Genomic DNA, 26,312 nt, shown 5'->3' with positions numbered 1-26,312 from the left:
AAGGACTGGTATGGCACGTTACGACTACCGCTGCCCCAAATGCGGCCTCATCTTCGAGGTAGAGCACCCTATGGGAGAAAAGCCGGAGATCCTGTGCCCTGCCGACGGCGAGGTGTGCGAGCACGTCTTCGAGCCCAGCGCCATCGCCTTTACCGGCAGCGGCTTTTACAACACCGACCAGCGAGACTCCTCTACCAAGAGCGCCAGCCATTGCGACAGCTGCTCCGGCGGCGACTGCTCCCACTGCGCCAGCTAACCCGCTGCGCCAGCCAACCTGGCTTCCCACACGCTGCGCCGTGCCTGCCGCTGTTAAGAAGCGCCTCCCTCTCACGTAGGAAGCGGTTCTTAGCAGCGGCGCCTATTTATGGATCCGCAAACACCCGTACTCGCAAGCGCCTAGGAGCGCCGAATGAGCCTGGCGGCAAAGTGGCCGTCTGGCCCCAAAAGCGCCGGCATGCTGCAGAAGTAACCCTCAGGGGTGGTGTGGGAGGCCACCAGCTCTTGGAAGGGCTCGGGCGCCCCTGCCACACCGGGAGCATCGCACACATTGGCCACCTCGAACTGGCTGCCGAGCGGCGTATTCAAAAAGGCGTCCAGCACCGCCTGGTCTTCCTGAGTGCAGATGGAGCAGGTGGCGTAGATGAGCGTGCCTCCTGCCTTCACGCGATGGGCAGCTGCACAGAGGATGGACCATTGGAGTTGAGGCAGCCCTGTTGGTCCCAAGTTTTCTTGCTTGAGCGTCCAGGGTATCTCTGGATGCCTGCGCATGGTGCCCGTGCCCGAGCAAGGCACATCGCAAAACACCGTATCAAAAGTGCGATCTAGCTCCGGAGGCAACGCATAGTCTGCCAGTTTAGTGGCGTCGTAGGCAAGCGAGAGCACCGATGCTTCCCAGCCGTGGCTCACACGCTCGGTAGCCAGACGCACTTTAGACTCTGATACATCTACCGCCACGATAGAGGCAGCGCCGCCCAGCGAAGCCGCCGCATTTTCCAACAGCAGCGTTTTGGTGGCGCGGCCTTGGCCCACCTCAAGCAGGCTGGACCCCGGCTGCGGAGCGCCAATGCGGCTCACCATTTGCGAGCCCAGATCGCTCACCACCACATTCACGCTGCCAATAAGCCCGCTGCCATTGAGCGCCGCGGGCTTCTCCAGCAAGAACGATCCTGGCAGCGCAATGGGCACCGGCGCCGTTTGCGCCTCTTGGAGCTTGGCGAAGGCTGCCTCAGGCGTAGTGACTCCCGTGTTGGTGGCCACCCACACCGGAGCAGGCTCCAACTGGGACAAGGCCACCTGAGCCGCTCTCACGTCTCCCCAAGACGCCTTGATGGTGGCGGCCAGCCACTCCGGCATGCCCGAAGCCGCCGCCAACAGCTCGTCGCTTATGACTTCCCCATTGGCCACGCAGGCTTCCACTGCGTCCTTCGCGGCGCGCACCCGCGGCCGCTCCTCTGCCGCCACACGGCGAAGCACCGCATTGGCCAGCCCCGCTGCCCGAGGCGCCACGTCGCGCACCAGCTCCACGCCCTGAGACACCGCCACCTGCGTGGCAGTATCCAGATGCAGCAGCTCAAAGCAGGCCAGCCGCAACGCATCCCGCACCCGAGGCTGCAGCCCCTTGGGCTTTGCCACATAACGGTCCAGCACATCGTCCAGCTGCCCCACGCAGGCGCAGGTGCCCAGCACCAACCGAGACGCAAGCCCCCGCGACTTAAGCGAAAGCCGAGTCATCTCCGGCGCCACGCGCAGCAGCTCGCGAGCGTAGGCATCCCGTCGCCTCGCCCTGGACACCACCGTCAACGCCACTTTTCTCGCAGGAGCGCAGGAGGCCATAGGCTAGATCTTCTCCCAGGTAGCATTCTTCACATCATGCAAGCCACGCGCCCAGGCAGCCGCGTCCATCTCGCGCTTGCCGTCGGGCTTCACCTCAAGGAGCTCCAGCGCCCCATCACTGCAACCCAAGAGCAGTGCTTTATGCACCAGAGCTACGCGGCCAGGCTCCACAGCCTCTGGCTGCCGAGAAACCCGTGCCCTCATGACCCGCAAGGCTTTGCCGGCCACCACCGCGCGAGAAGGCGCCGCATCCATGGATGCCTGCACCTTGCGCGCATTGTCTGCGGCAGTGAGCGCTGGGTCCAGCGCCATCTCCTGCTTGGCGATCTTTTGGGCGTAGGTCACCAACGACTCATCCTGAGCCTGCCACTCAAGTGTTCCGGCTTCCATGGCGTTAAGGGCATCCACCAGCAGGTCTGCGCCCAACTGTGCCAGCTCGTCCATAAGGATGGGGGCGGGTTTATCGGCAATTTCCACTGAACCGGTAAGGCTGTAGTCTCCAGCATCCAGCTCATGGACCACCTGCATGATGGAGACGCCCGCGCGCTCGTCGCCTGCCAGAATGGCTCGCTGGATGGGAGCGGCGCCTCGCCAGCGAGGCAGCAGCGACCCATGGACGTTCACTGTGGGGGCGATCTCCATAACACTGTCGGGCAGAAGCGCGCCGTAGGCGGCCACACAAATGACGTCGGGGGCGAGATCTTTGAGCTGCTGGAGCACCTCCGGCGTGATGCGCGAAGCCTCGATCACCGGAATGTTGCGCTCCTGAGCTGCCACTTTGACAGGAGAAGGCACCAGCTTTTTACCGCGGCCTCGCACGGCATCGGGTCGAGTGACCGCCGCGACCACTTTGAAGTTTTTGTCCAAGGCCTCTAGCGAGGGCACCGCAAAATTGGGAGTACCCATGAAAAGCACGCGCATGGGGATCTCCTAGTCGGTCTCGCCGGGGCGCACGCCCTCTTTGATAGCAGCTTCTACCTGGCCTTTTGCCTTCATGCGGGCCATGGGGCCCAGATGGTCCAGCATGGTGACGCCGTGCAGGTGATCGATCTCGTGCTGCAGGCAGCGGGCCATGAGCGAGCCCTCGGCCTCGTAGCGCATGGTATCGCCGTCGAGGTTCTGTGCATGGACCACCACGTGGCTGGGACGCTCCACATCCACCGAGATGCCCGGGAACGACAGGCACCCCTCCGAGCCCATCATAGGCTCGCCGTCGGCCTCGATGATTTGGGGGTTGATAAGCACGTAGGGATTCTTGGCCGTGCCATCGCCCCAATCGCAATCGATGACCACCATGGACACCGACTTGCCAATTTGTGGCGCCGCCAACCCGCAGCCTTCTGCCGCATACATGACGTCAAGCATATGGTTGGCCAGCTCTTTGATCTCGTCATCGATGGTCTCAATGGGCGCCGTCTCGCTCTTGAGCACAGGATCGCCCATCAGCACAATCTCATCAAGCATAGAATCTTTTGCAGACATGGCACTCCTTGGGGACTAGTCTTTTCTCCCCACCATTTTACCCACCTCGTCCCCTCTCTTAAGAAAAGCCATGAGATTTGAGCCTTCTTACCTGTTGAGCAGGGAGGGCACCAGAAGAAGTCAGTTAATTGTTTTCGTAACTCAAGCGTCGAACTATGCTTTGCTTCCCCTCGAGGTCTGTTTATCTTGCTATCGTTTCATAAACGAGGAGGTACATCGAGGCTACTGTAGTTGTTTCGGAAGTAGTTGATGAGCAGGTTCGTGATAAAACTGAGGCCATTGCCATAAAGGCTGGAACTACCCTCGAAGCACTTATTTCGGATTTTGTGACTGAAATTGTAAAGAATGACAGAATCCCAGATACCTTCCACTCAGACCAAACTGATTTACTTAGATAGCGCTTTATTGAATCAACCGGGAAGTCAGGGGGCGTATTCCTAAACTTTCTGTTTTTGAGCTTTTTGCAATTAATTTTGATGTATCCATTATTGATGTTTCAGATTATTTCTTAATTATTGTCTCTCACTTTTTTAAGCACAACACCCTGCTCTGTCCTCCACACTTCCCACCCGTTGACAGACCCACCAAGGACTACTTCTGCAGCAGCAGAGAGCGAAGAAACCACTACGTCTTGCTGTAGAACATCATTTTCTATAAGCACATCATTGAGGATAGCAGGAGTCTTTCTGCCATGTCCCTTGGCGCAGCAGTCACTCCCTTTTAGTACGCGAAATACTCCATCTTTTACTTCCAGCTTGGCCTTAATGACGCCAACACCTTTCACCTTTCGATTCATCCAATACAAGCCATTGGGTACTATCGCTCGTTCTTCGATGGCTTCGGTAGCAGTATCAAAAACCTGTTCCTTTGTTTGATTCTCAGGATAAATTTGCCTACCTTCAAAGGAAGACAGCAGCTGCATTGCCAGATCTACATCCAATGCAAATAGCTCACTTTCAGCTACACGAGCCTTTGAGAACAACGCATGGAGTAGCTTCTCTTTTTCATCGTAGTCTTCTACTTCGATTGCAAATTTGCGCTTAAGACCTGTCACGTTGTAATAACCATTCCGTTCAAGTTCTTTCATGCGCTCTTTATAATTATCTGTTTTACCAATTTTCACGAGCCCCGGGACTACGGTTTTCATTAGATAAATAATACCTTTGGCCATCTTGAACCCTTCCTACTTCGCTCCCATTCCCCAGGCTGCCGGCCAATTAGCCGGAAGGAGATACTCGTTCAGCAGCGGCAGGGATTCCATGATATCCATTGATTTCAAGGATATCGTGATGAAAGACTCCACAAAGTCTACGATATAATTTAGGTTATTCGGCGCAAAAAGGTTGATATCGTTGATGACGCCACTCTTCTTGCCCACCTTCACCCTGTAACGATCTGCCGCCACTGAGGGCGCTTTTGCCGTTGATTACGTAATCCTGAGCACACAGGGACGCCGCGGAGGGTAAGGTTATCAGCCACCTTTAGGACCATGAAACAATCCGTTCAGAGCAAGAACTGTGACGACTTTAAGATTCGATCTGCTGATCCAGCTCATCATCCCTCAGGTCCACACCGATCTCGAAGGCTATGGCTAGGAGCGATCTTAACACGGCGTGGTTCGCCAGCTTCTCCCCATAGGCCGCCCACTGATTCTCGTGGCGCCACTCGTCCTTGAACTCCTGGTAGTTTAACCAGAATATGTCTGGCATGAGGCTGACGAACGGAGACCCGAAGCGAACGAATCCGTCCTTGGGCGCCGTCATCCTAGAGATGGAGCCGTCGTGCTTCAGACGGTTATTTGCGAACTTTAGTGCAAGCACAGCCGGATTCTCTTTATCGTCCTTGAGGTCGGGGCTGGTGTCGCAAACCGCGACGAGGCTCCCAACCACACCAAACAGAGCACAGTCCACCTCGACAAGGTCGAGGGCACCTGATCCGGCAGTGCGCCACTTCTCGACTGTGTGCCGCAGATTCGCATGAAAGTGTTGAGCTATTGCCGTGAATCGGTTGACCTTACGTTCTCAATCCTCCATATAACCCCTCTTTCATCTCAACCGAAGCTGATACGTCTGCGCTTACTTTACGTCCATACTCCAGGCCGTCGGCCAGTTGGCGGGGTGCGGCAGCTCGTTCAGGGGCGGCAGGGAGTCAACGATGTCCAGCGTCTCCAAGGACACCGTGATGACCGATTCCACGAGGTCCACGATGTAGCGCGGGTTGTCCGGCGCGTAGAGGTTGGGGTCATTGACGATGCCGCTCTTCTTGTCCGTGGTCACCTTGTAGCGGTCCACGAGCCAGCCGAGGGCGCTCTTGCCGTTGACCACGTACTCCTGGGCACGCTCGGGGATGCCGCGCAGGGTGAGGCTGTCGGACACCTTGAGGACGGTGAAGTCCTTGACGAGCTTGCCGGTCTCCTTGTCGCGCACCTTGCCCCAGGCCATCTTCTCGGTCCGCCCGGGGTTCTCCGAGCTGCCGACCTCCTCCACGGGCCAGGGCTCCACCGACTCGTAGTTCACATGAAGCTCGCCGAGCTTGCGGCCGGCCTCCTCGAACGCGCGGAAGTCCGCCGCCAGCGGGATGCGAGGCAGCTCCTTCTTGAGGTTGTTGGCAAAGCGCGTGCGGTACTCGCGCGAGTGGAGGACGCCGTAGACATAGAAGAAGACATCCTCCTTGGTGATGGAGGAATCGCCGTAGGCCTCGTGGAACACCGCGAGGGCCTCGTCGGTGATGGTGTCGTGACGGACGGGCTCGGCGTTGCCGAGAAGCCCGTCGCTCGACGGCTCGTCGTACCAGTAGAGGGGGAAGCACTGGGCAGTACTCTGCATGTGATGGTCCGGATTGATGTTCGTAAGCAAACAAGAGAACTCGCGACCGGCAGATGGACCGACCATGCAAATCTCGAGGTTCTCGACCTCCGGGCTCGGGAAGAGCCTGGGCTGCAGGTAGACGCAGTTGTTGAACTGCGAGTCCATGTAGAGCCATTGCTTGCAGAACGGGCGATAAAGCGATGGATACAAATGGGACTCATCAAATGTCCCGAATCTTCCCAGGGAGGCACTTGAATAAAGCTCGCGAGTCCACTTGATCCTCGCCCCGTCGTCCGTCACGAACCGCTTGACGTCACCAGGCCTGCCGGCCTCCTGGAACCTCCTCGTCTCCTCGTTGAACGTGGCGATGAGGCGCTCCATATTGCCGACAACCTCGCCCCTGTCAAATGAAAACGCCCACGCATCACGAGCAGTAAGTACGGCCTGAGACCAAAGATTAAAGATGCCGAGGGGTGTTTTCTGTTTCGTTAAACCCATGGGGGCGAACTCGTACCAAGAGTCGTCGCGCTGGTCGAGCCAGTCGCCGTGGCGGTCGGGGGTCAGGACGGTCCACTCCGGGTCGGCGTCGACGGCGTCCTTGAGGATGTCGAGCTTCTCCTGACGGGAGAGGTAGTCACCGATGTCGCAGTAGCGGATGACGCCACGCTCATTCGACGCAGGGTTCTTGGCCAGGAGCGTGATGGCGACGGTCGCGCGGGAGCCGGAGTCGAAGATCTTGCCGCCCTCACGACGCGACTCCTCGCCCTGGGTGCGCTGGTTGCCCCGCAGGTTGTACACGTAGATGGAGTTGAACTCCTCGCAGAAGCACCTGCGCACGCCCGCGGCGGCATCGCCCTTGAGCCAGCCGCCGTTGGAGACGAAGCAGACGATACCCGAGTCGCCGATGCGGTCGCTCGCCCAGCGGAAGGCGCGGATGTAGTGGTCGTAGAGCGAGTTCTTCAACGTCGCCGTCGTCCTCGCCGCATAGGTGGACTCGATGCGCCCGTCCAACGTCCTGTACTTCGCGTTCTGGTTGCCGGTGTTGCCCTTGTCGCCCGCCCGGTACGGCGGGTTGCCCACGATCACCGTGATGTCGGTGGCCACCTGCTCCTCTATGCGGTCGCTGTTCTCCAAAAACGTGCGCCGGTCAATGACGTTGTCCTCCTCGCCCAGCTGGAACGTGTCGCAGAGGAGCGCCCCGAGGAACGGCCGGTAGGCGCCGCCCATGCGCGCGTGGTAGGACTGCTCGATGTTGATGTCCATGATGGTGGCGGCCAGGGGCACGATCTCGTTGGAGTGCAGGTCGTGGTCGTACTTGTAGGGCAGGTCATCGTCGGGGATGAGCGTGGGGTCCTCGATGAGTCGGCTCAAGTAGGTGCCGGTGCCTGCAAAACCGTCAAGGATATGCACACCGCGGTCCCCGAGACTCTCGCCGAATTCCCGCTGCAGAGCCCTCTGGACCATGTGGAGCTGGGCGTCCACCACCTCCACGGGCGTGTAGACGATACCCAGCTCGTCGGCGGTGTCCTTGAACGCCGCGGCGAAGAAGTCGTTGTAGAGCTCCTTGATGAGGTTCTGCTTGGCCGTGTCGCTCTGCACCTGGGAGGCGATGACGCGCACCTGGGAGTAGAGGTCTGTGAGCTCGGGGCTGTCCAGCGACGACTCGAGGCCCGCGTCGTAGAGGGCCGCCAGGGCACGCTCGATGCCCGCCACGATGGGGTTGCCCTCGCGCACCTGGTCCTGGTTGAACAGGGCGTCGAAGATAGGGCGCGTCACCTCGTGCTGGGCCAGCACGTCGACAGCGTGGTCCGCCTCGTAGTCGGGGTTCAGGGTGTCGCGGAGGCCGGTAAGGAACTCGCCGAAGGCGTCCGCGGCCCGGCCGGGCGCGGCCACGAGGGAGCGGATCTGTTCGGCCCGGGCCCGGGTGACGGCCCCGACGTCGCTGCTCCACTCGCTCCAATAGATCTTGGTACCGCACTTGCGAACAATCTGAGCGCGGATGGCACGAGCCATCTTTTGAAGAGACTCGTCGTTGTCGCCAAGGATGAGCTGGGACTGTCCAGAGTCGCCCTGATCATGGCTTCCGCTTGGCTCGCGGTCCTCATCATGGGCATCCTCGCCAATAGGATGAGTGCGATGAGGGATATTCTTGGCCTTGTTGAGACGTGAGGAATCTAGGACCTCGAACTCAACTACCTTCTTTAACGGCTCAGAATCACCGAGGGAGGCGGAGTTGATCTTGGCATTCAGGCGCTCGTCATGGGAGCGAAGGGCTGAGACCACGTCCCAGATACGCCCATACTCACGGCTGGAAGAAAGCGCGGTGCCCGGATCGGTGCCCTCCGGCACAAATATTGGAATGATGATGTAGCCGTACTTCTTACCGGGAGAAGTACGCATGACACGGCCCACAGACTGGATGATGTCGACCTTGCTGCGGCGTTTAGAGAGGTAGATGACGGCATCGAGATCTGGAACGTCGATGCCTTCTGCAAGACAGCGGGCATTGGAGAGGACATGGCAAGTGTCTTCGTCGTCCTTCTCGGCAAGCCAATCCAAAAGCTCGGCCCGCTGAGGAGCAGTCATAGTGCCGTCGACGTGCTTCACATCAATGCGTACATGTCTGGCATCAGCCGGAAGCGCCAGAGCTGGCTCCGTGCCTTGGAGATAAGCGTCAACAACGTGCTGGAACTCGTTGGAGAGCAGTTTGGAAGCCGAGATATTAGCGGCAAACGCGATGGCATGATGCAGTACGCGCTGAGCATCATCCTGGCCGCTGTCTGCGCCCTCCAGATCCATGACGCCGCCAGCGTGAGTGCGGTCAAACAGCGCTTTCCACACACCCAGGAATCGAGCAGCATCGGGCACGTCGATCTCATTGGCGTTGCTCATCGCATAGAGCAAGATCGACTGAGGCAGCATCGACTGGTCGATTTGCATAACCACGAGCTTGTAGTCAGTGAGCAGCCCTTGATCGACAGCCGCTCCAAAGGAGAGGCGATGACAGATGCGGCCATAAACCTCGGGGTTATTCATGGAAGCAATGAGGCCGTCAGAAACTTTCTTTGTGCCAGGCAGCGTCTCGTCACGCGTCTCATAGACACGCGGAGTAGCCGTCATATAGAGGCGCTTGACTGCAGCTATCCATTGGTTATCGTGAACGCGCACAAAGGAGGTCTCGTCTTCCCTGCCGCTCTCGCCATGCATGCGGCCAGTGGTGCGATGAGCCTCGTCACAGATGATCAGGTCAAAGACAGGAAGTCCGAGTTCCTGGGCTCGATGGATGACATCGATGGATTGATAGGTGGAGAAAATGACATTGAGCGCGTCGGGGTCAGGAGCAAATTGCCCTTCTAGAAGCTTTGGGTTAGTGGTCGCAGGATAAGGAACCTGAGAGAGAGATCCATAAGACTCGAGAGCCTCAGTCTCGTCTTGCTTATCCTTGCCAAGCTTGGATGCCTTAGGATCTGAGCACACCACCCAAACGCGCAGCTTGCCTCTCACCTGCTGAGCCCAATCACGCATGGATTGAGCCACCAAGCTGATGGACGGAGCAAGGAAGAGCACCGTGCCGCCGGGGACGAACTCCTCAGAGAAACGCAAAGCGGTGAGCGTTTTACCGGTGCCGCAGGCCATGACAAGGGTTGTGCGGTCAGCTTCTTGAAGCTCTGCCTTTACAGCATTAATAGCTTTACGCTGGTGAGGAAGTGGATCAAAAATCAGTCGCTTACGCGCCCCCTGCACTTCCTCGCAGGTAAGGTGCATTCCATGAGTCCAAAAATCCTGCCAAGGCAAGTTGGACTTCTTGATGACATCCAAGCCAATTCGATAAACAGACTCATGAGTGCAGATGAACTCTTCGAGGTTCCTAGTGAGCTTTGGGGCGGTGTCAACCAGGACCCTGTAGGCATAGGTATCCTCAGTGGCGTTCATGAAGAACGTCGACACATCGCCTTCTGAAAGGGTTTTGGAGGTGTAGCACTTGGCCTGAATTGCCCAGTACTCACCAGTAGTCGCATCCTGGGCTACAAGATCGATGCCTGTGTCTTGCCTGCCTGGATTGGTCGGAGCATCCTCCCACATCCACACATGGGAGAATTTGTCCTGGTAAGTCGGGTCGTTTTCGAAGTAGAACTTAACTGCCCGCTCCCAGGCAGTACCCTGCTCCCTTTTGTTGAGGGACTGGGTAACAATGCGCTCGAACACCTCATTGACCGTGAGATTTTCTTGGCTCTCTCCCACTTATTCGCCCTTTGAACAGGCGCGGCAGGAAGCCTAGGCCTTGAAAAGGTGTGCCTTTCCAGCGAAGCTAATCAATGTGATAATTCATGTATTCAACTGCAGTTTGCGTGGCAAGAGGTCTCTAAAAAAGGTGTGGGGAGAGGTATTTAAAAGGCACACCTTTCGGTAGGTCGCAGAAACCCTACCTCCACATCTAATCCTATTAAGCTTCTTGGCGTCGCCAGCTATCAAAGGTAGAAAGACTCACTCCTAATTGCTGGGCGGCTTCTTTGCGAGTTATCTCCCCTTGGTCAAAGGCATTTTTGACAAATGTATAAGTGGGTGGTTGCTCTATTCGAGGCCTCCCCAAATGTTTGCCACGAGCCCGAGCAGCAGCGATGCCTTGGGCTTGGCGTTCGCGAATCTTATCTCGCTCCATTTGAGCAACGTATGCAAGTAATTGCAAAACAATATTGGACAAGAAATTACCCGTGAGACCACCAACGGTATTACGTGTATCTAGCAAAGGCATGTCTAACACCACCACGTCCACACCTCGCTCATGGGTGAGATCCTGCCAAACACTCAGAATTTCATCGTAATTGCGACCAAGACGATCGATACTGGCGACGTACAACACATCACCTGGTTTAAGTCTCCGTATTAGAGAGCGCCACCCTGGACGATCGAAGTTCTTTCCACTGGCCTTGTCTGTGACTATCTCATCAAGATCCAGTTTAGAAAAAGTATCGAGCTGCCTATCAAGGTTTTGATCTGCAGCAGAAACACGAGCATAGCCAAATAAACGCGAAGCCATACAGCCCTCCCCTACGAGCACTAAGAGGCTGGATTGGCCTGAAAACCAATCCTGGGGAGGAGGTGATACTTAGTATAGCGTACATTTGTTCTATTTTATAGACTTGGATTGAGGTTCACATGATAAAGGTGAAATGTTGTACATATATTGGTACAATATAAGCAGTATACATATAGGAGGTTATATATGGAATGTGTAAGCTACTCAGGGTTTCGACGCAATTTGCGGGAATACCTTGATAAGACTCGTGATGATGCCTGCGAGATACTCGTCACGAGCCAAGATCCGACTTCAAATGTCGTAGTAATGAATGCTTCTGAATACGACTCCCTCATGGAAACGTTAAGAATCTACGAGAATCCAGAGCTTCATCAGAAAATACTCAAAGGAGTAGCCTCGGCTGCATCAGGAGATGTATTTATTCATGACTTAATTGATGATATGGATATCTCAAATGTCTGTGAATAGGAGTAGTCAGAAAGGACGCCACAAAGTTTGGACGACTGATTCTTGGGAAGATTATCTTTCTTGGCAAGCAGGTGATAAAGCCACATTGCGAAGAATTAATCGATTAGTAGAAGAAATATGTCGAACTCCTTTCGAAGGCATAGGAAAACCGGAGCCACTAAAAGGAGACTTATCGGGCTTGTGGTCTAGGCGAATTGATCATAAAAACCGTCTGGTGTATAAGCCTGAGGATGATTACGTGCTTTTCCTCTCTTTACGCGACCATTATTAGCGAGATAATCTTTTCCCAACCTAGCGGCCATACTTTATGGGCACGCCTTTTACGTCGTTTATTTGATACACCTACCTTGATTCCGTATCATATTCGCGACGTTAGGTAGATCATGAAACGAGCTCTTCCCTTTAGAACTCGCCAAGCAGCGAAAGACATAGGGCAATCCATACGCGATTGGCGAAGACTTCAGACCATTACTTCAGATGAACTTGCTGATATGGCGGGAGTTTCTCGGTCTACGTTGTCTCGTTTAGAGAATGGAGATCCATCGGTGAGCTTGGCGACTCTCCTTAATATTTGCAATGCCTTTGCGCTCACGGATCATGTCATTGATGCAGTGAATCCCTATGAGACGGATTATAGACGGGCAAGAGCGCCTCAAAGTCTGCCGCAGAGGGTGAGGAGGCCGAAGTAGTTAAGCATTTCCTTACGTGAACAGGAGCTTTTTGCGAGCGTGCTGAATGAGAAGCAGATCATATTTGATGCGTGATTAAACTAGGGCCAAATCAGGCGGCTTTCAGGCACAGGAGGCACTTATGGTGCAGGTTCCTTCTCGCACGCTGGGTGTTGGCGCTACTTGTCCTCTTGAAGTCTCTGCAGTGGGCTTAGGCTGCATGGGGTTTAGCCATGGTTATGGGCCTGGACCAGACTGGGACAAGTCGGTGGATCTTATCCGCCGCGCCCATGCTATGGGCTACAGCTTTTTTGATACTGCCGAGGGCTATGGCAGCGGTCACAACGAGCGCCTGGTAGGCGAAGCGGTGGCACCTTTTAGGTCTGAGGTTGTGCTGGCAACCAAGCTGCATATTCCAGAGACTGCGATGGATAGTCGTGCGAAATATGATCTCTATGGTGTGGTGCGCGAGCATTTGGAGGCTTCGCTGAAGCGCTTGGCGACAGATTATGTCGATTTGTACTATCAGCATCGGATGAATCACACCATTACCCCTGAGGCTGTGGCCGAGGTGATGGGGCGTTTGATTGATGAAGGTCTGATTCATGGCTGGGGCCAATCGCAGTCGACTCCCGAGGAGATCAAGCGAGGCTATGGAGCCTGTCCGCTTACGGCGGTTCAGAGTGAACACTCCATGATGGAGCGCATGTTTGAGAGTGAAGTGATTCCGCTTTGTGGGCAGCTGGGCATCGGCTTTGTGGCCTTCTCCCCAATGAGCGGAGGGTTCTTATCGGGTAAGTATGCACCCAAAGAGCAATCTGAATACTTGGGTGACGATGTGCGCCGTGGCATCACGCGCTATAACAAAGCAAACATGGAGGCTAATGAGCCGTTGCTGGAGCTGCTGGATCAAGTGGCGGCTAAGAAGGGCGCAACAAAGGCCCAGATTGCCCTGGCATGGATGCTCGACCGCCATGACTTTGTAGTGCCAATCCCTGGAGCACGCAGACTAGACAGGTTGCAAGAAAACCTGGGGGCCGCGGTAGTAAGGTTGAGCGCCAGCGAGCTTGAAGCGCTTGATAATGCGCTGGCAGTCATCGAGGTTCATGGCAATCGTACCGACGAGGACATCATGGCACTCTATGCCAATGAGGAGACTAATCCTACAAGGCTGACTACATAAAGTCGTAGGGGTCCACGTCGATAGCTACAGAAACACCTTTGGTGTTCACTGCCGCACAGGTCTCGGCCAGCAGTGGGCCAAGGGTTGCGGTGGCAGGAGCTTTGATGAGCACGTGGAATCGGTAGCGGTCTTTGACCTTGGCCTTTACGCATTCGGTAGGGCCGAGGATCTGCCAGCCAGCGAGATCTCGGGTGCGTTGGCGTAACTGAGCAGCGATGTCTTGCACCTCCTGCTGTACATGACGGCCGTTGGTGCCAGAAACCGTGATGTTTCCTAGGCGGGCGAAGGGCGGATAGCTGGCCTCTTGGCGCTGGGCCAGCTCCCATGAGCGGAACCCATAGCGGTCATGGCTTGCCACCGAGGTAATGGCAGGGTGGGTAGGCCAGTAGGTTTGAACGATCACCTGTCCGGCTTCCTGGCCGCGGCCGGCGCGCCCAGCCACCTGTTCTAATAGGTCGTAGGTGCGCTCGCCGGCGCGGAAGTCGGGAAGCTTCAAAGTAGTGTCGGCATTGATGACGCCCACCAGAGTGACCTCGGGGAAGTCGAGGCCTTTGGCGATCATCTGGGTGCCAATGAGCACGGCGCCCTCTGCTGCGTCGAACTCTTCCAGCAGCGCCTGATGGGCACCTTTGGTTTTGGTGGTGTCGGCATCCATGCGAATGATGGGGGCGCCGGGCAAAAGCTGCGCAAGCTCGTCTTCCACCCGCTGAGTGCCCACGCCATAGGCGGCCAGGTAGCGGCTGCCGCAGGAAGGGCAGTGGGTGTAGGGATTGGGATAGGCGTTGATGGACCAGCTGGACCCGCAGCTGTGGCACACCAGCTCATGGGTGCGCTCGTGATAGGTAAGCGCTGTGGAGCAGTGGGGGCACTCGGGAACGCAGCCGCAGTCTTGGCACATGAGGAAGCTGGCAAAGCCTCGGCGATTGAGCAGCAGCACCGATTTGCGTTTGGCTTGGTAGTTGGCCTTGAGCGCTGCAGCCAAGGTGGGCGAAAAGGGCGAGCCGTCTCCCTTGGCGCCCTCAGTGCGCATATCTACGATGCGCACGCTGGGAAGCTGGGAGGTGCCTGGGCGCTCCTCCATGGCCACGCGCGTCCAACGGGCGCCACGCCAGCCGCCTTCTTGGGCACGCTGGATGGCCTCCATAGAGAGAGTGGCGCTGCCCAAAACGAGGGCTGCTCCACGCTCACGGGCCATCTGGGCTGCCACATCGCGGGCTTGGTAACGAGGGGCTTGATCTTGCTTGTAGGAATGCTCGTGTTCCTCGTCCACCACAATGAGACCCAAATTATGGATGGGTGCAAAAAGCGCCGATCGAGCACCTACCGCCACCTGGGCTTCGCCAGTGCGCAACCGCTCCCACTGATCGCGGCGCTCCCCTACCGAGAGTCTAGAGTGCAAGATGGACACTCGGTCGCCAAAGCGGCTGCGGAAGCGGCCTACGGTTTGGGCGGTTAGCGAGATCTCGGGGACCAGCACGATGGCGCCCTGGCCTGCGGCTAAGGTGGACTCGATGGCCTGGAGATAGACCTCGGTTTTGCCGGAGCCTGTGACGCCGTCTACCAGCACCACGTCCCCATTGGCGCTTTGGCGAGCCTCTTCTATGGCTGCGACGGCCTGCTGCTGGCCTTGGGTAAGCGCTGCAGGTCGCAACGCTTTGGCACTGGAGAGCGTAGTGGTTTGCATTCCGCGAGCATAAGTGCGAGTTTCTACAGCTACCACGCCGCGCTTGGCCAGGTTGGTCACCACGCTGGCGGCTCCAGGAATCAAAGCTTTAAGGTCTGCCAAGCGCTGGGGACCCTCTGCCAAAGCTGCCAACACTTCTCTTTGGCGGCTGGCATTTTTGCGCGGGGTGAAGTCGTTGCCATCATTGGTCAAACTTACCCAGCGGGCATCAGGGGCGCTCACCTGCTCATTGATGAGCTCCCAAGGACCGCCTTCCTGACTCTTATGCACCTTCACCGTCTGTCCTGGCGGCAACAGCAGCCGCAGGCAGGCCGAAGGAGGAGCGGCATACTCCTGAGCCATCCAGAGCGCGACCTGGGCCGCCGTCTGATCGAATGCCGGGCTCGCAAGCACGCTCTCGATATCGCGTAGCTTGCCAGGATTGACGCCGGGGCTCACCTGGTCTGACAGGTTTGTGACATAGCCCACCGCTGCACGGCCAGAAAACGTCACCAACACCGTGGAACCCACCTGCACCTGAGACCCCAGCCCTTCTGGGACACGATAGTCATAGGTGCTGGTCAGAGCCCTTGTGGGGATGTCGAGCACTATGGAGGCATACTGGGCCACAAACGTTTCCTCTCGCAGGGGATCGCAGGTCTTATTAGCGCCAACTCAACAGCTGAAGCAGTGCAGGTGGCGAAGGCGCGGGTTTCTCGGCATCTTGGAATTCCAGAATAGCCAAGAGCCCTTGGTACGCGATTTGACAGCTTAACCAAAACGACCCCCAAGTCACCGGAGTGCTTTGGGGGTCTAAAGACTAGCCCATATCTGTGGGCGAGACGTGCAGAAGCACGGATTCTAAGGTGCGAGGTTACTAGGCTTCGAGACGGGCGGCCTCAATCTTTGCGACGGCGTCCTTGAGCTGCTCAACCTTGTTGGTGTCTTCCCAGGTGAAGTCTGCGTCTTGGCGGCCAAAGTGACCGTAGGCGGCAGTCTTTTGGAAGATGGGACGGCGCAGCTTGAGGTCGCGAATGATGGCGCCGGGGCGAAGGTCGAAGACCTCTTTGACGGCCTGCTCGATGACGTTGTCGGGCACGACGCCGGTGTGATGGGTGTCCACCAGCACGGAGATGGGGCGAGAGACGCCAATGGCGTAGGCCAGCTCCACCTCGCAGCGATTGGCAAGGCCGGCGGCCACCACGTTCTTGGCGACCCAACGGGCGGCGTAGGCAGCGGAGCGGTCCACCTTGGTGGCATCCTTGCCGGAGAAGGCGCCGCCGCCGTGACGGCCCATACCACCATAGGTGTCCACGATGATCTTGCGGCCGGTAAGGCCGGTGTCGCCCATGGGGCCGCCCACCACAAAGCGGCCGGTGGGGTTCACAAAGATCTCCGCGTCCTGCCAGTCGATGTTGTCTTGAGCAAAGACCGGCTCGATGACCTGCTCGATCATGTCCTTGCGGATGGTGTCCATGGACTCCACCTCAGGATCGTGCTGGGTGGAGATGACGATGGCGGTCACCGCCACAGGCTTGCCGTCCTCGTATTTGACGGTCACCTGGGTCTTGCCGTCGGGGCGCAGATAGGGCACAGTGCCGTTCTTGCGCACCTCTGCCAGGCGCAGGGCCAACTTTTGGGCCAGATAGGCAGGCATGGGCATAAGGGCCGGGGTTTCGTCTGTGGCATAGCCAAACATCATGCCCTGGTCGCCGGCGCCTACGCGGTCGATGTCCTCCTCGGCCTCGCCGCGCTGAGCGGCAAAAGACTCGTCGACGCCCATGGCGATGTCGGGGGACTGCTCGTGGATCATGTTGATGACGCCGCAGGTATCTGCATCAAAGCCGTAGCTGGGGTCGTCGTAGCCGATGTTGCGGATCACGTCGCGGGCGATCTTTTGGACGTCCACGTAGGCTTGGGTGCGAATCTCGCCTGCCACAAGCACGGTACCGGTGGTCACAAAGGTCTCGCAGGCGCAACGCACGTCGTCCACGTTTGCCGGCTTGCCCGAAGGAGACACATAGCCCTTGTTTTGAAGATCAGTCTCTTTGGCAAGAATGGCGTCGAGGATGGCATCCGACACCTGGTCGCAAATCTTGTCAGGATGGCCCTCTGTAACGCTCTCAGAGGTGAAATAGGTGACATTGCTCGCCATTGCTACTCCTTCTGCAGCTTAAAGACTTAGGCTGCGCTCCTGTACCAGCCGGCCTAGGATGACCGGCCGTGAGGACGCAAAAAATAAGGTCCCCCCATTACTACCCAGGGGACCTTCAAATAATCAGCGAATTCCCCCGTCTTCCAAATGCTTTGAGCATTTGCCGAGATGTGGCACCCTACCTCGCTTTTGAGGCGGGTTGCCGGAGCTTCCTAGGGCTCGGTCCCTCTGCTCTGTGCACGGCGCATATGCGTCATACCTCTTGACGGCATAGGGGACTCTACCCCAACAAGACTTGTAAGGTGCTGCGCATTCTTTCTGATACACAAGGTTTTAGAAAATGGGGACAAGAAGTAGAGACTGCGGCACTCCTGTTATGCGCCTCGTTCCTATGGGGGCATATTAGGCATCAACCAGTTCATTGTTGTGAACGTTTTTGGAGTACCATGTCGTGCCGGCTCAAAGAGCGCTCTCCCTTGTGGAGCGATCGCCTTTCTTAAATACCGGTTTCTTAACTCACGAGTCCAAGGAGCGCTGTTGCATACCGTCTTTGCCATCTTCAAGCGGGATCTGCTTCGCATTCTTAAAAACCCCGTGGCCATAGTGATCACCATTGGCGTCGCCATCATCCCCGCCGCCTATGCCTGGTTAAACATCTTGGCCAACTGGGATCCCTATGCCAATACTTCCACCATGCCCGTGGCGGTGGCCAATCAAGATGCCGGGGCATCTGTGGACTTTGCCGACAAGGGCGCCACCGCCATCAATGTGGGCGCCCAGGTGGAAGCCCAGCTCAAGGACAACCACAAGCTGGGCTGGACCTTCGTAGACGCCGATGAGGCCAAAGCAGGTGTGGAATCCGGCCGCTACTATGCCGCCCTCGTCATTCCGGAGGACTTCTCAAAAGACCTCGCCTCAGTACTTACCGGAAACATCACCAGACCTGAGCTGGAGTACTACGTAAACGAGAAGCTCAGCGCCGTGGCCCCCAAAGTCACCGACTCCGGAGCCTCCACAGTAGAGAGCTCCATCGACGACTCGTTTGTTGAGACAGTGACCACCGCCGTGGTGGAGGCAGCCAAGACCGAGGGACTCACTCTAGAGAACCGCACTTCTTCAGGCACCGACGCCGCCCGCCAAAAAGTGTTGGATGCCCGCGATCAGATTGCCTCCATCTCGCAGCTGCTCAAAGATACCCAAAGCTCCTGCCAAACGGCCAAAGACACCATTGTGGAGGCCAAAGCCACCACCTCCCAGCTCAAGACGTCAGGCGAGAACGCCCGCGCCAATCTGGAGCACGCCCTAGGCTCGTTGGAGACCACGCGCACCAAGACCAACGCGCTTGCCCAAAAGCTCGACAGCTCTCTAGTGAATGGCGCCACCACCATCTCTGGCATCTCTTCTGAGGCCGCCTCGAACATGGCTGCCATACACGGCACGCTAAGCTCTGCCAACGGCACGCTAAGCTCGGTGGCCACCCGGTTGCAATCCACCCAGGACTCGCTGAGCGCCGCAAAGACCTCGCTGGACAATGCCGTCGCCGCCCTGCCAGACACCGGATCCATCGCAGATCTCAAGAGTCGCCTGGAAGCCGAGTCCCAGCGCCTAGGCCAGCAACTTAGCGCCCAACAGGCCCTGCTGGACAAGGTGAAGACCGCGCTGGATGCAGCCCAAACCTCCACCAATGAGACCAACGACGCAGCTCAATCCATCAACAATGAGGTGCAATCGACTGCCAACAACCTGTTGTCCACGCGCCAGGCACTGGCAGATGAGGCTCTCCCCCATCTTACAAGCGCCTTGGACTCGTTCTCCTCGGCAGGCAATGGATTGGCTGGCACCCTAGGCAGCCTGGACAGCCTTTTGGACCAAGCTCAGGTGTCTCTCGACTCCTTGGCCTCCACCTTGGATCAGGCGTCCACGGCACTAGGAAGCACCCAGACCTCTTTGGACAATGCCTTAGAATCGTTGGACAACCTGGCCACCGATCTTTCTGCCATCGACAGCTCCCAGGTAATGGAAGCTTTGAGAACCTATACAGGGGCCAATACAGATCAGATTTCATCATTTATGTCATCTCCTGTGACCATCGATGAGAAGACGGTCTATCCGGTAGCCAACTACGGCACTGGCGTCACTCCCTTCTACACAGACGTGGCCCTGTTTGTAGGTGGCTTCGTGCTGGTATCCATCTACAAGCTTGAAGTGGACCGCGAACAGGTAGGCGATTTCAAGCCATGGCAGGCCTACTTTGGAAGGTGGATGCTCCTTAACCTGGTGGGCATCCTGCAAGCGCTTATTACGTGCATAGGCGACATCGCGCTTGGCATCCAATGCGTCCATCCGGTCGCCTTCGTCTTTGCGGGACTGGTGGAGTCCTTTGTCTATGTCAATATGATCTACGCGCTGGCCGTGGCCTTAAAGCATGTGGGCAAAGCCCTTGCAGTGGTTATTCTGATCCTGCAAATCCCGGGGTCCTCCGGCCTCTACCCCATTCAGATGCAGCCGGGCTTCTTTCAAGCCCTCTACCCCTGGTTGCCCTTCACCTACGGCAACAACGCCATGCGCGAGGCCATCGCCGGCTTTTATGGCAGCTATTACGTCGAGAACCTTTGCATCCTGCTGCTCTACGTGATCCCCTCGCTCATCATTGGCGTGACGTTGCGGCGCCATTTGCTCAACATCAACCGCCTCTTTGACGCCAAGCTCCGCGAGACAGACCTTATGGCCTGCGAGGAGACCGAGCCTCCACAGGCCAACTTCCGACTCACCACCCTGCTCAAGGCAGCGCTGGATTCTGCCGCCTACCGCCAGGTGTTCGAGATGCGCATGGCCTGGTTTAACACGCACTACGAAACCATGGTGCGCTGGGGCTTCCGCGCCCTGCTGCTCTGCTCCACCGTGCTGCTCATTCCTCTGTTCATAGCCACACAGGAGATCAAGTTTGCAGTGCTCATCCTCTGGATCGTCTCCATTTTGCTGCTCATCCTCTATCTGGTGACCATCGAATACATCCACGACATGGCCGCCCAGAAGATGGGGCTTTCCGAGCTCTCCCAATCCCAGATCATGGCCATGGTAAGCGACCGGCTCAATCATGAGGTGGCCCCTTTCGCCCCCTTCTCGGCCATGCGCAGGTTGGATGAGAGCCACGACAAGGCCAAAGAGCGCCTGGAATCACTTATCAATCATAAAACCGATGAGACGGCAGGGCCCGCGCCCGAAGAGAGACCCAAGTCAAAGGATCAATCCACGAGGGGAGGCGATGAATAGTGCGCAAGATTTGGCAACTGTTTAAGATGGATCTGCATCGAAGCACTATGAACGTCATCGCCGGCATCGTGTGCCTAGGCTTGGTCATAGTCCCTTCCCTCTATGCATGGTTCAACATCGCCGGAAGCTGGGACCCTTACTCCAACACCAAATACCTCAAAGTGGCTGTAGCCAACACCGACGAAGGCTATACCAGCGACCTGATGCCCCTCTCCATCAATGTGGGCGACAAGGTGACCTCGGCGTTGCGGGAAAACGATCAAATTGGCTGGCTCATCACCAGCGAACAGGACGCGCTGGAAGGCGTGCGCTCCGGCCAGTATTATGCAGCAGTGATCATCCCGCCCAACTTCTCCAGAGACCTGCTTGGCATGCTCTCGGCAGACCCCCACACCTCTGCCTTGGACTTCTACGTGAACGAGAAGGAAAACGCCATCGCCAATGTGGTGACCTCCAAAGCCTCTTCTGCGCTCAAGAATCAAATTGACACCACCTTTGCCCAGACGGTGAGCTCGGTGGGCTCCTCAGTGCTGGGCGATTTGGGATCTTATCTGGGCTCCGACGAGATGACCCAGCTGGCCAACCGCATCATTGCCTCGCTGGACCACACCCAGCAGACCCTCACCAGCACCGCCGCCAACGTTAAGAGTTACGGAGCCTTGGTATCCTCTGCCAAATCCCTGGTGGAGGGCTCGGCCGGCTTAGTAGGTACCGAGAAAAACTCCACCTCTGATTTGCAAGACGCCTTGAACGGCGCCTCCAGCGGCGTGGGAAGCCTCAAAGATGCGCTTGGTTCTGCTTCGAGCACCGTCTCTGACGCACTCACCTCTGGAAGCGACTCGCTGGATTCCATCAAGGACTCCATCGACAGCGTCTTTGACAAAGCGGGCGCTTCCACCACTCAGGTTGCCAACGACTTAGAGTCGATTGCGGGCACTTTGAACGGGAGGAAAGAGGCAGTGGACGCCCTGTTGGAAGGATTTACTGCTCAGCGCGACCAGCTCCAAGAGCTTCGCGATCGCCTAGAAGACGAATACAACCAAGACAACCAGCTCACTGCAGCCGAGCGGGCAGTGCTACGCAGCCTAGACCGGGCCTTGGAAGCCAGCGAGCGTGCGCTGGCGTCCTTATCGGCAGCCTCTCAAAGCCTGGAAGAGCTGAGCGCAGAGATCTCTCAAATGTCCCAGGAGCTCAAAGACGGCACCACCAGCGCCGCTGACGCCAAGGCAAAACTGGAGGGGCTCGTGGAAGGCGCCAAAACCAGCCTGGACAGCGCCAAGGGCACCTTCAATGATGACGTGGCGCCGTCGCTGACCTCGCTCTCTGATGCCATCACCCAGAGCGCCGACGACGCAGGAGCCCTCAAAGACGGCTTGGACTCCACTTTGCAAGCCTTGGCGGTCACTGGCGATTCTGCCGCCCAGGACCTGGGGGCCATTCAGGAAGCGTTGGATAAGGTGTCCGGCGATTTGGATGGGGCCTCTGAGGACGTCTCTACCTTGAAAGAGCGACTGGCGACTGCAGTAGCTTCCCAGGACGCAGAGTCGATTCGCGCCATCCTGGCAGAAGACCCCCAGGAGCTGTCGCAGTTCTTATCGGCACCGGTGGATCTCAAACGCGTGGCGGTCTTTCCTGTGGCCAATAATGGCAGCGCCATGGCGCCCATGTACAACTCGCTGGCCCTTTGGGTGGGCGCCATCATTTTGGTGGTCATGCTCAAAGTGGAGCCCAGCAAGAAGGAGGAGGCTCAGCTGGGAGGGCTCACGCTCACCCAGGCTTATTTGGGGCGCTTGGGCATTTTCTTGGTGCTGGCCACTCTTCAGGCTGCGCTGCTTTGCGCAGGCGACCTCTTTTACCTGCAGATCCAATGCGAACACGTGGGCCTGATGTTTCTCACCTGCATCTTGGTGTCGTTGGTATTCACCAACATCACCTATGCGCTCACCGTATCCTTTGGCGACGTGGGCAAAGCGCTGGCGGTAATCCTTATGGTGATCCAGATCGCCGGAGCCGGCGGGTCGTTTCCTGTGCAGATGCTTCCTGCACCCTTCCAGGCGGTCTATCCGTTCTTGCCCTTCGTGCAGTCCATGCAGCTTATGCGCGGATGCATAGGCGGTATCTACGGCAACGACTTTTTGGTTCATCTGCTGGGGCTTTTAGGCTTTTTGGCGCCGACGCTTATCTTGGGCCTGGTGCTCCGTCGCCCCTTGGTGCGCCTCAACCATTGGATCGAGCACCAGCTGGCATCCACCAAGGTGATGTAGCCTGGGATGGCGAAGGTGCCGGTGGGATGGAAGGGTTTCTTGGCAGCGTTTGCCATCTTGCAGACGGACAAGCTGTGAGGTCTTAAGGGTAGCCCCTCTTGCGGTGTACCATGAAACGGCAGCTAAGCCCTAGGATGCAGATCTTGGGGATTGGTCGGATACACGAGCGGCTGAGTTTTGGCCTGTAAGGAGTTGTTTTGAGCGATACATCCGTGCGCGTGCGTTTTGCGCCGTCCCCTACCGGCAAGCTTCATGTAGGCGGCGCCCGTACTGCCATTTATAACTGGGCGTTTGCCAGGGCTCACGGCGGTACCTTTATCCTGCGTATCGACGACACTGATCCCACACGCTCTACCAGCGAGAACGAGGGCATCATCTTGCGCGCCATGCGGTGGCTGGGCTTGGACTGGGACGAGGGCCCTCAGGTGGGCGGCCCCTGCGCTCCCTACAAACAGACTGAGCGCCTGGATATCTATCGCAAGGCCGCCCAAAAGCTGTTGGATGAGGGCAAAGCCTACCCTTGCTTTTGTACGCCGGATCAGCTGGAAGCAGACCGCAAGGCAGCCCAAGCACGCAAGGATCCCTTCCAGGGCTACCAACGCAGGTGCCGGAATATCGATCCCACTGAGGCTCGCGCTCGTATGGAGTCTGGAGAGCCCTACGTGCTGCGCATCAAGGTGCCCGAGGATCGCGGCGACGTGGTGGTGCACGACGCTGTCCATGGGGATGTGACCTTTAACGCCCGCGAGCTGGACGACTTTGTCATCGTGCGCAGCGATGGCACCCCCACCTACAACTTCACCACCGTGGTGGACGATGCGCTCATGGGCATCACCCATGTAATCCGCGGCGACGACCACCTGTCGAACACCCCGCGCCAGGTGATGGTCTATGAGGCGCTGGGCTATCCGGTGCCCGAGTTCGCCCACATCTCCATGATTTTGGGGGCAGACGGCAAGAAGCTCTCCAAACGCCACGGAGCCACCTCGGTGGAAGAGTATCGCGATGCCGGCTACGATTCTGAGGCTTTCGTCAATTACCTTGCGCTTTTGGGCTGGTCGCTGGACGGCGACACCACCATCGTGCCTCGAGAGGTGCTGGCCCGCGAGTTCTCGTTGGACCACGTCTCCAAAAACCCGGCCACCTTTGACCCGGCCAAGCTGGATTGGATCAACAGCCACTACCTCATGGCCAAAGACGACATGGACTTTGCCCGCGACGTCATCGAGCCCCAGCTGGTAGCTGCAGGCTTGGAACAGCCGGGCTGCGTAGATGCGCGTCCTGAGTGGTTTGGCCTTCTGGCCTCGGTGCTCAAGCCCCGCACCAAGAAGGCGCCCGAGGTGGTGGACCTGGCCCGCTTCCTCTATGCCGGCGATACTCCTAAGATCGATCCCAAAGCCTTGAAGAAGGGGCTTTTGGCCGACGGCTGCCAGCAATCTCTGGAGCTGGCCCGCGCCGCCCTGGAGCCTTTGGACGACTTTGACGCCAGCGCCATCGACAATGCCCTGGCTGCCGCCCAGGAGGCCACCGACCTTAAGAAGCGCACCTTCTTTGGAGCTGTGCGTGCCGCCGCCACCGGCTCTCTGGTCTCTCCTCCTTTGGGCGAAACTCTGGAGCTTTTGGGCAAAGTCTCCGTGTTGGCACGCATCGATGCCGCTCTGACACGCATCGCCCAGGAAAGCTCCGAGGCCTAGGGGCCAAGGGCTTCTCGGCATCCATAGAGCCTAAGGGGCGATGCGACCAGCCCGATATGCCCTGTTGCTTGAGCCTTGCGCTCTCATACTCACGTCTTTGTGCGGCCGTCGCCTGGCAAGGTGGCGGCCCACCCATTAGGAGCAACTATGCTGCCCAGCGCCTTTGAGATTTTGGGGCCCATCATGGTGGGCCCGTCCAGCTCGCATACCGCCGGCGCCTTGCGCCTGGCGCGCGTGGCCCGAGAACTCGCGTCGGCGCCCGTGGTGGCCGTGGACTTCACCCTCTACAACTCCTTTGCCCGCACCTACCTGGGCCACGGCACCAACCGGGCCTTGGTGGCCGGCATGCTGGGCTTGGACACCGACGACGAACGCATCCGCGACTCTTTCGAGCTGGCTCAAGAAGCCGGCCTTGAGGTGCACTTCACCATCGCCGACGAGGACGTCTCGCTGCATCCCAACACTGTCTCCATTGCTATGACCTTGGCAGACGGCACCGCCCTCACCGTGCGCGGCGAGTCTGTGGGAGGCGGGCGGGTGCGCATTTCCTCCGTGGACAATGTGGCTGTCTCCATTGGAGGCGAATACCCTACACTGCTCATCCATCACCGCGACAAGCCGGGAGTGCTGGCCAAGATCTGCGGCGCCCTGTCTGAGGACTTTATCAATATTGCTACCATACGCACCTTTAGGAACGAGCGCGGAGGCGACGCCTACACCATTGTGGAGCTGGATGAGGCCTTAGACCACATCATGGTGGAGACTATTCGCGAACGCGCCGGGGCGTCCTTTGCCACTTCCATCACCATCCCCGGCGCGCTGCCCTTGAACGAGAAGGGCGCCATTCAATCAGATTTTTCCTGCGGCGCCGATCTTTTGGCCCTATGCGCCGCCGAGCCCTGCTCCATAGGAGCTGCCATGAGACGCCGCGAGGGATCGCTGCTGGGATCTCTTGAGACTGCCGATAAGGCCATGGATCGCGTGATGGATGCCATGAAGGCCGAGGTAGCCTCTACCATCAAGGAACCTCAGCGCTCTTTGGGCGGCTTCTTGCACGGACAGGCCAAGGACGTCTTTAGCCATCGCCGGCAGCTGGCAGAGCCTCTTTTGGGGCTCACCCTCTCCAACGCCTGCGCCTATGCCATGGCGGTATTGGAGCGCTCGGCCGCTATGGGCGTCATTGTGGCTGCGCCCACCGCCGGCTCTGCTGGCGTGGTGCCAGGTGCCCTCATTGCCTGCGCCGAAGCCCTGGGGTCTTTCGACCGTCTGCCCAGCGCCCTGTGGTGCGCCTCCGCGGTGGGTGCCATCGTCACTGCCAATGGCAGCGTCTCCGGCGCCGAGGGCGGCTGCCAGGCCGAGGTGGGCACAGCATCTGCCATGGCCGCTGCAGGCCTTTGCCAAATGCTTTATGGAAGCCCCGAAGCGTGCCTTAACGCCGCCGCCATTGCTCTTGGAAACCTGTTGGGCCTGGTATGCGACCCTGTGCAAGGGTTGGTGGAGTTCCCCTGCCAAAACCGCAACGCCATTGGCGTTGCCAATGCCATGACCGCAGCCCAGCTTTCGCTCTCCGGCGTGGTGAGTCCGGTTCCCTTCGACGAGGCAGTTGCAGCCATGGTCATGGTGGGAAACTCGCTGCCCGTGAGCCTGCGCGAGACCGCTCAAGGCGGCCTGGCCGTCTGCCCCTCAGTCTGCGCCGATTGCGGCGCCTGCGACTGATCTCTTGAATAAGCTGCGTATCACTGACCCCCTTTGAGGAGTCCGAGCGAATAAAGGGGAATAGATCT

Annotated in this window: 19 protein-coding genes and 1 riboswitch; of the genes, 9 read left to right on the top strand and 10 right to left on the bottom strand. The window is 58.0% G+C overall.

Going from position 1 to position 26,312, the window contains the following annotated elements:
- Positions 1–10 precede the first annotated feature (10 nt).
- Positions 11–256: an FmdB family zinc ribbon protein gene (locus OR601_RS03510; RefSeq protein WP_265592222.1), complete on the top strand. Its 246-nt coding sequence runs from the start codon at positions 11–13 to the stop codon at positions 254–256.
- 140 nt (positions 257–396) lie between these two features.
- Here OR601_RS03510 and OR601_RS03505 read toward each other — a convergent pair whose 3' ends face one another.
- From OR601_RS03505 to OR601_RS03470, 8 genes are all read right to left on the bottom strand, one after another.
- On the bottom strand, positions 397–1,833 hold the full coding sequence (locus OR601_RS03505; protein WP_265592221.1) for an RsmB/NOP family class I SAM-dependent RNA methyltransferase: 1,437 nt from the start codon (positions 1,831–1,833) through the stop codon (positions 397–399).
- 3 nt (positions 1,834–1,836) lie between these two features.
- Complete coding sequence (gene fmt / locus OR601_RS03500; RefSeq protein ID WP_265592220.1) at positions 1,837–2,754, bottom strand: methionyl-tRNA formyltransferase; 918 nt, start codon at positions 2,752–2,754, stop codon at positions 1,837–1,839.
- 9 nt (positions 2,755–2,763) lie between these two features.
- On the bottom strand, positions 2,764–3,315 hold the full coding sequence (def, locus tag OR601_RS03495; protein WP_265592219.1) for a peptide deformylase: 552 nt from the start codon (positions 3,313–3,315) through the stop codon (positions 2,764–2,766).
- A 508-nt stretch (positions 3,316–3,823) separates the two neighbouring features.
- Positions 3,824–4,486 carry a DUF4357 domain-containing protein gene (locus OR601_RS03490; RefSeq protein WP_265592218.1) on the bottom strand — a complete coding sequence of 221 codons (663 nt, stop codon included), beginning with the start codon at positions 4,484–4,486 and terminating at the stop codon, positions 3,824–3,826.
- Between the two features lie 12 nt (positions 4,487–4,498).
- Complete coding sequence (locus OR601_RS03485) at positions 4,499–4,720, bottom strand: hypothetical protein (protein WP_265592217.1); 222 nt, start codon at positions 4,718–4,720, stop codon at positions 4,499–4,501.
- A 121-nt stretch (positions 4,721–4,841) separates the two neighbouring features.
- Complete coding sequence (locus OR601_RS03480) at positions 4,842–5,135, bottom strand: hypothetical protein (protein WP_265592216.1); 294 nt, start codon at positions 5,133–5,135, stop codon at positions 4,842–4,844.
- A gap of 255 nt (positions 5,136–5,390) precedes the next feature.
- A complete protein-coding gene (locus tag OR601_RS03475) occupies positions 5,391–10,364 on the bottom strand; it encodes a type ISP restriction/modification enzyme (RefSeq protein WP_265592215.1) in 4,974 nt (1,657 codons plus the stop codon).
- 202 nt (positions 10,365–10,566) lie between these two features.
- The gene (locus OR601_RS03470; RefSeq protein ID WP_136012908.1) at positions 10,567–11,160 is read right to left on the bottom strand and encodes a recombinase family protein; all 594 of its coding nucleotides are present in this window, start codon (positions 11,158–11,160) and stop codon (positions 10,567–10,569) included.
- A 186-nt stretch (positions 11,161–11,346) separates the two neighbouring features.
- Here OR601_RS03470 and OR601_RS03465 point away from each other — a divergent pair, with 186 nt between their 5' ends.
- The 4 genes from OR601_RS03465 to OR601_RS03450 all read left to right on the top strand — a co-directional run bounded on the left by OR601_RS03465 (position 11,347) and on the right by OR601_RS03450 (position 13,479).
- Positions 11,347–11,628, top strand: a complete 282-nt coding sequence (locus OR601_RS03465; protein ID WP_136012909.1) for a type II toxin-antitoxin system Phd/YefM family antitoxin — start codon at positions 11,347–11,349, stop codon at positions 11,626–11,628.
- On the top strand, positions 11,597–11,899 hold the full coding sequence (locus tag OR601_RS03460) for a Txe/YoeB family addiction module toxin (RefSeq protein WP_323373087.1): 303 nt from the start codon (positions 11,597–11,599) through the stop codon (positions 11,897–11,899). The genes OR601_RS03465 and OR601_RS03460 overlap by 32 nt, the downstream gene beginning before the upstream one ends.
- Positions 11,900–12,011: 112 nt before the next feature.
- A complete protein-coding gene (locus tag OR601_RS03455) occupies positions 12,012–12,317 on the top strand; it encodes a helix-turn-helix domain-containing protein (protein ID WP_265592214.1) in 306 nt (101 codons plus the stop codon).
- A 121-nt stretch (positions 12,318–12,438) separates the two neighbouring features.
- Entirely contained in the window at positions 12,439–13,479 is a 1,041-nt protein-coding gene (locus tag OR601_RS03450; RefSeq protein WP_265592213.1) for an aldo/keto reductase, read from the top strand.
- On the opposite strand, the gene priA is transcribed toward OR601_RS03450, so the two are convergent.
- Both priA and metK read right to left on the bottom strand, forming a co-directional pair.
- Positions 13,472–15,772: a replication restart helicase PriA gene (gene priA / locus OR601_RS03445; RefSeq protein WP_265592212.1), complete on the bottom strand. Its 2,301-nt coding sequence runs from the start codon at positions 15,770–15,772 to the stop codon at positions 13,472–13,474. The two genes, OR601_RS03450 and priA, sit on opposite strands and share 8 nt — an antisense overlap.
- A gap of 247 nt (positions 15,773–16,019) precedes the next feature.
- Positions 16,020–17,297 (bottom strand): methionine adenosyltransferase, encoded by a 1,278-nt coding sequence (metK, locus tag OR601_RS03440; protein ID WP_136012913.1) that lies wholly within the window; start codon positions 17,295–17,297, stop codon positions 16,020–16,022.
- 133 nt (positions 17,298–17,430) lie between these two features.
- Positions 17,431–17,543: riboswitch (SAM riboswitch) on the bottom strand.
- A 291-nt stretch (positions 17,544–17,834) separates the two neighbouring features.
- Here metK and OR601_RS03435 point away from each other — a divergent pair.
- From OR601_RS03435 to sdaAB, 4 genes are all read left to right on the top strand, one after another.
- Positions 17,835–20,570, top strand: coding sequence for a YhgE/Pip domain-containing protein (locus OR601_RS03435; protein ID WP_265592211.1), 2,736 nt, complete (start codon positions 17,835–17,837; stop codon positions 20,568–20,570).
- The gene (locus OR601_RS03430; protein WP_265592210.1) at positions 20,570–22,834 is read left to right on the top strand and encodes a YhgE/Pip domain-containing protein; all 2,265 of its coding nucleotides are present in this window, start codon (positions 20,570–20,572) and stop codon (positions 22,832–22,834) included. The genes OR601_RS03435 and OR601_RS03430 overlap by 1 nt, the downstream gene beginning before the upstream one ends.
- A gap of 197 nt (positions 22,835–23,031) precedes the next feature.
- On the top strand, positions 23,032–24,528 hold the full coding sequence (gene gltX, locus OR601_RS03425) for a glutamate--tRNA ligase (protein WP_265592209.1): 1,497 nt from the start codon (positions 23,032–23,034) through the stop codon (positions 24,526–24,528).
- Between the two features lie 147 nt (positions 24,529–24,675).
- The gene (gene sdaAB / locus OR601_RS03420; protein ID WP_265592208.1) at positions 24,676–26,244 is read left to right on the top strand and encodes an L-serine ammonia-lyase, iron-sulfur-dependent subunit beta; all 1,569 of its coding nucleotides are present in this window, start codon (positions 24,676–24,678) and stop codon (positions 26,242–26,244) included.
- The last annotated feature ends 68 nt before the right edge of the window (positions 26,245–26,312 follow it).

Source organism: Leptogranulimonas caecicola (assembly GCF_023168405.1).
Classification (GTDB): domain Bacteria; phylum Actinomycetota; class Coriobacteriia; order Coriobacteriales; family Atopobiaceae; genus Leptogranulimonas; species Leptogranulimonas caecicola.
The sequence above is the reverse complement of the archived record's forward strand: the minus strand, read 5'-3'. Positions and strand labels throughout refer to the sequence as shown.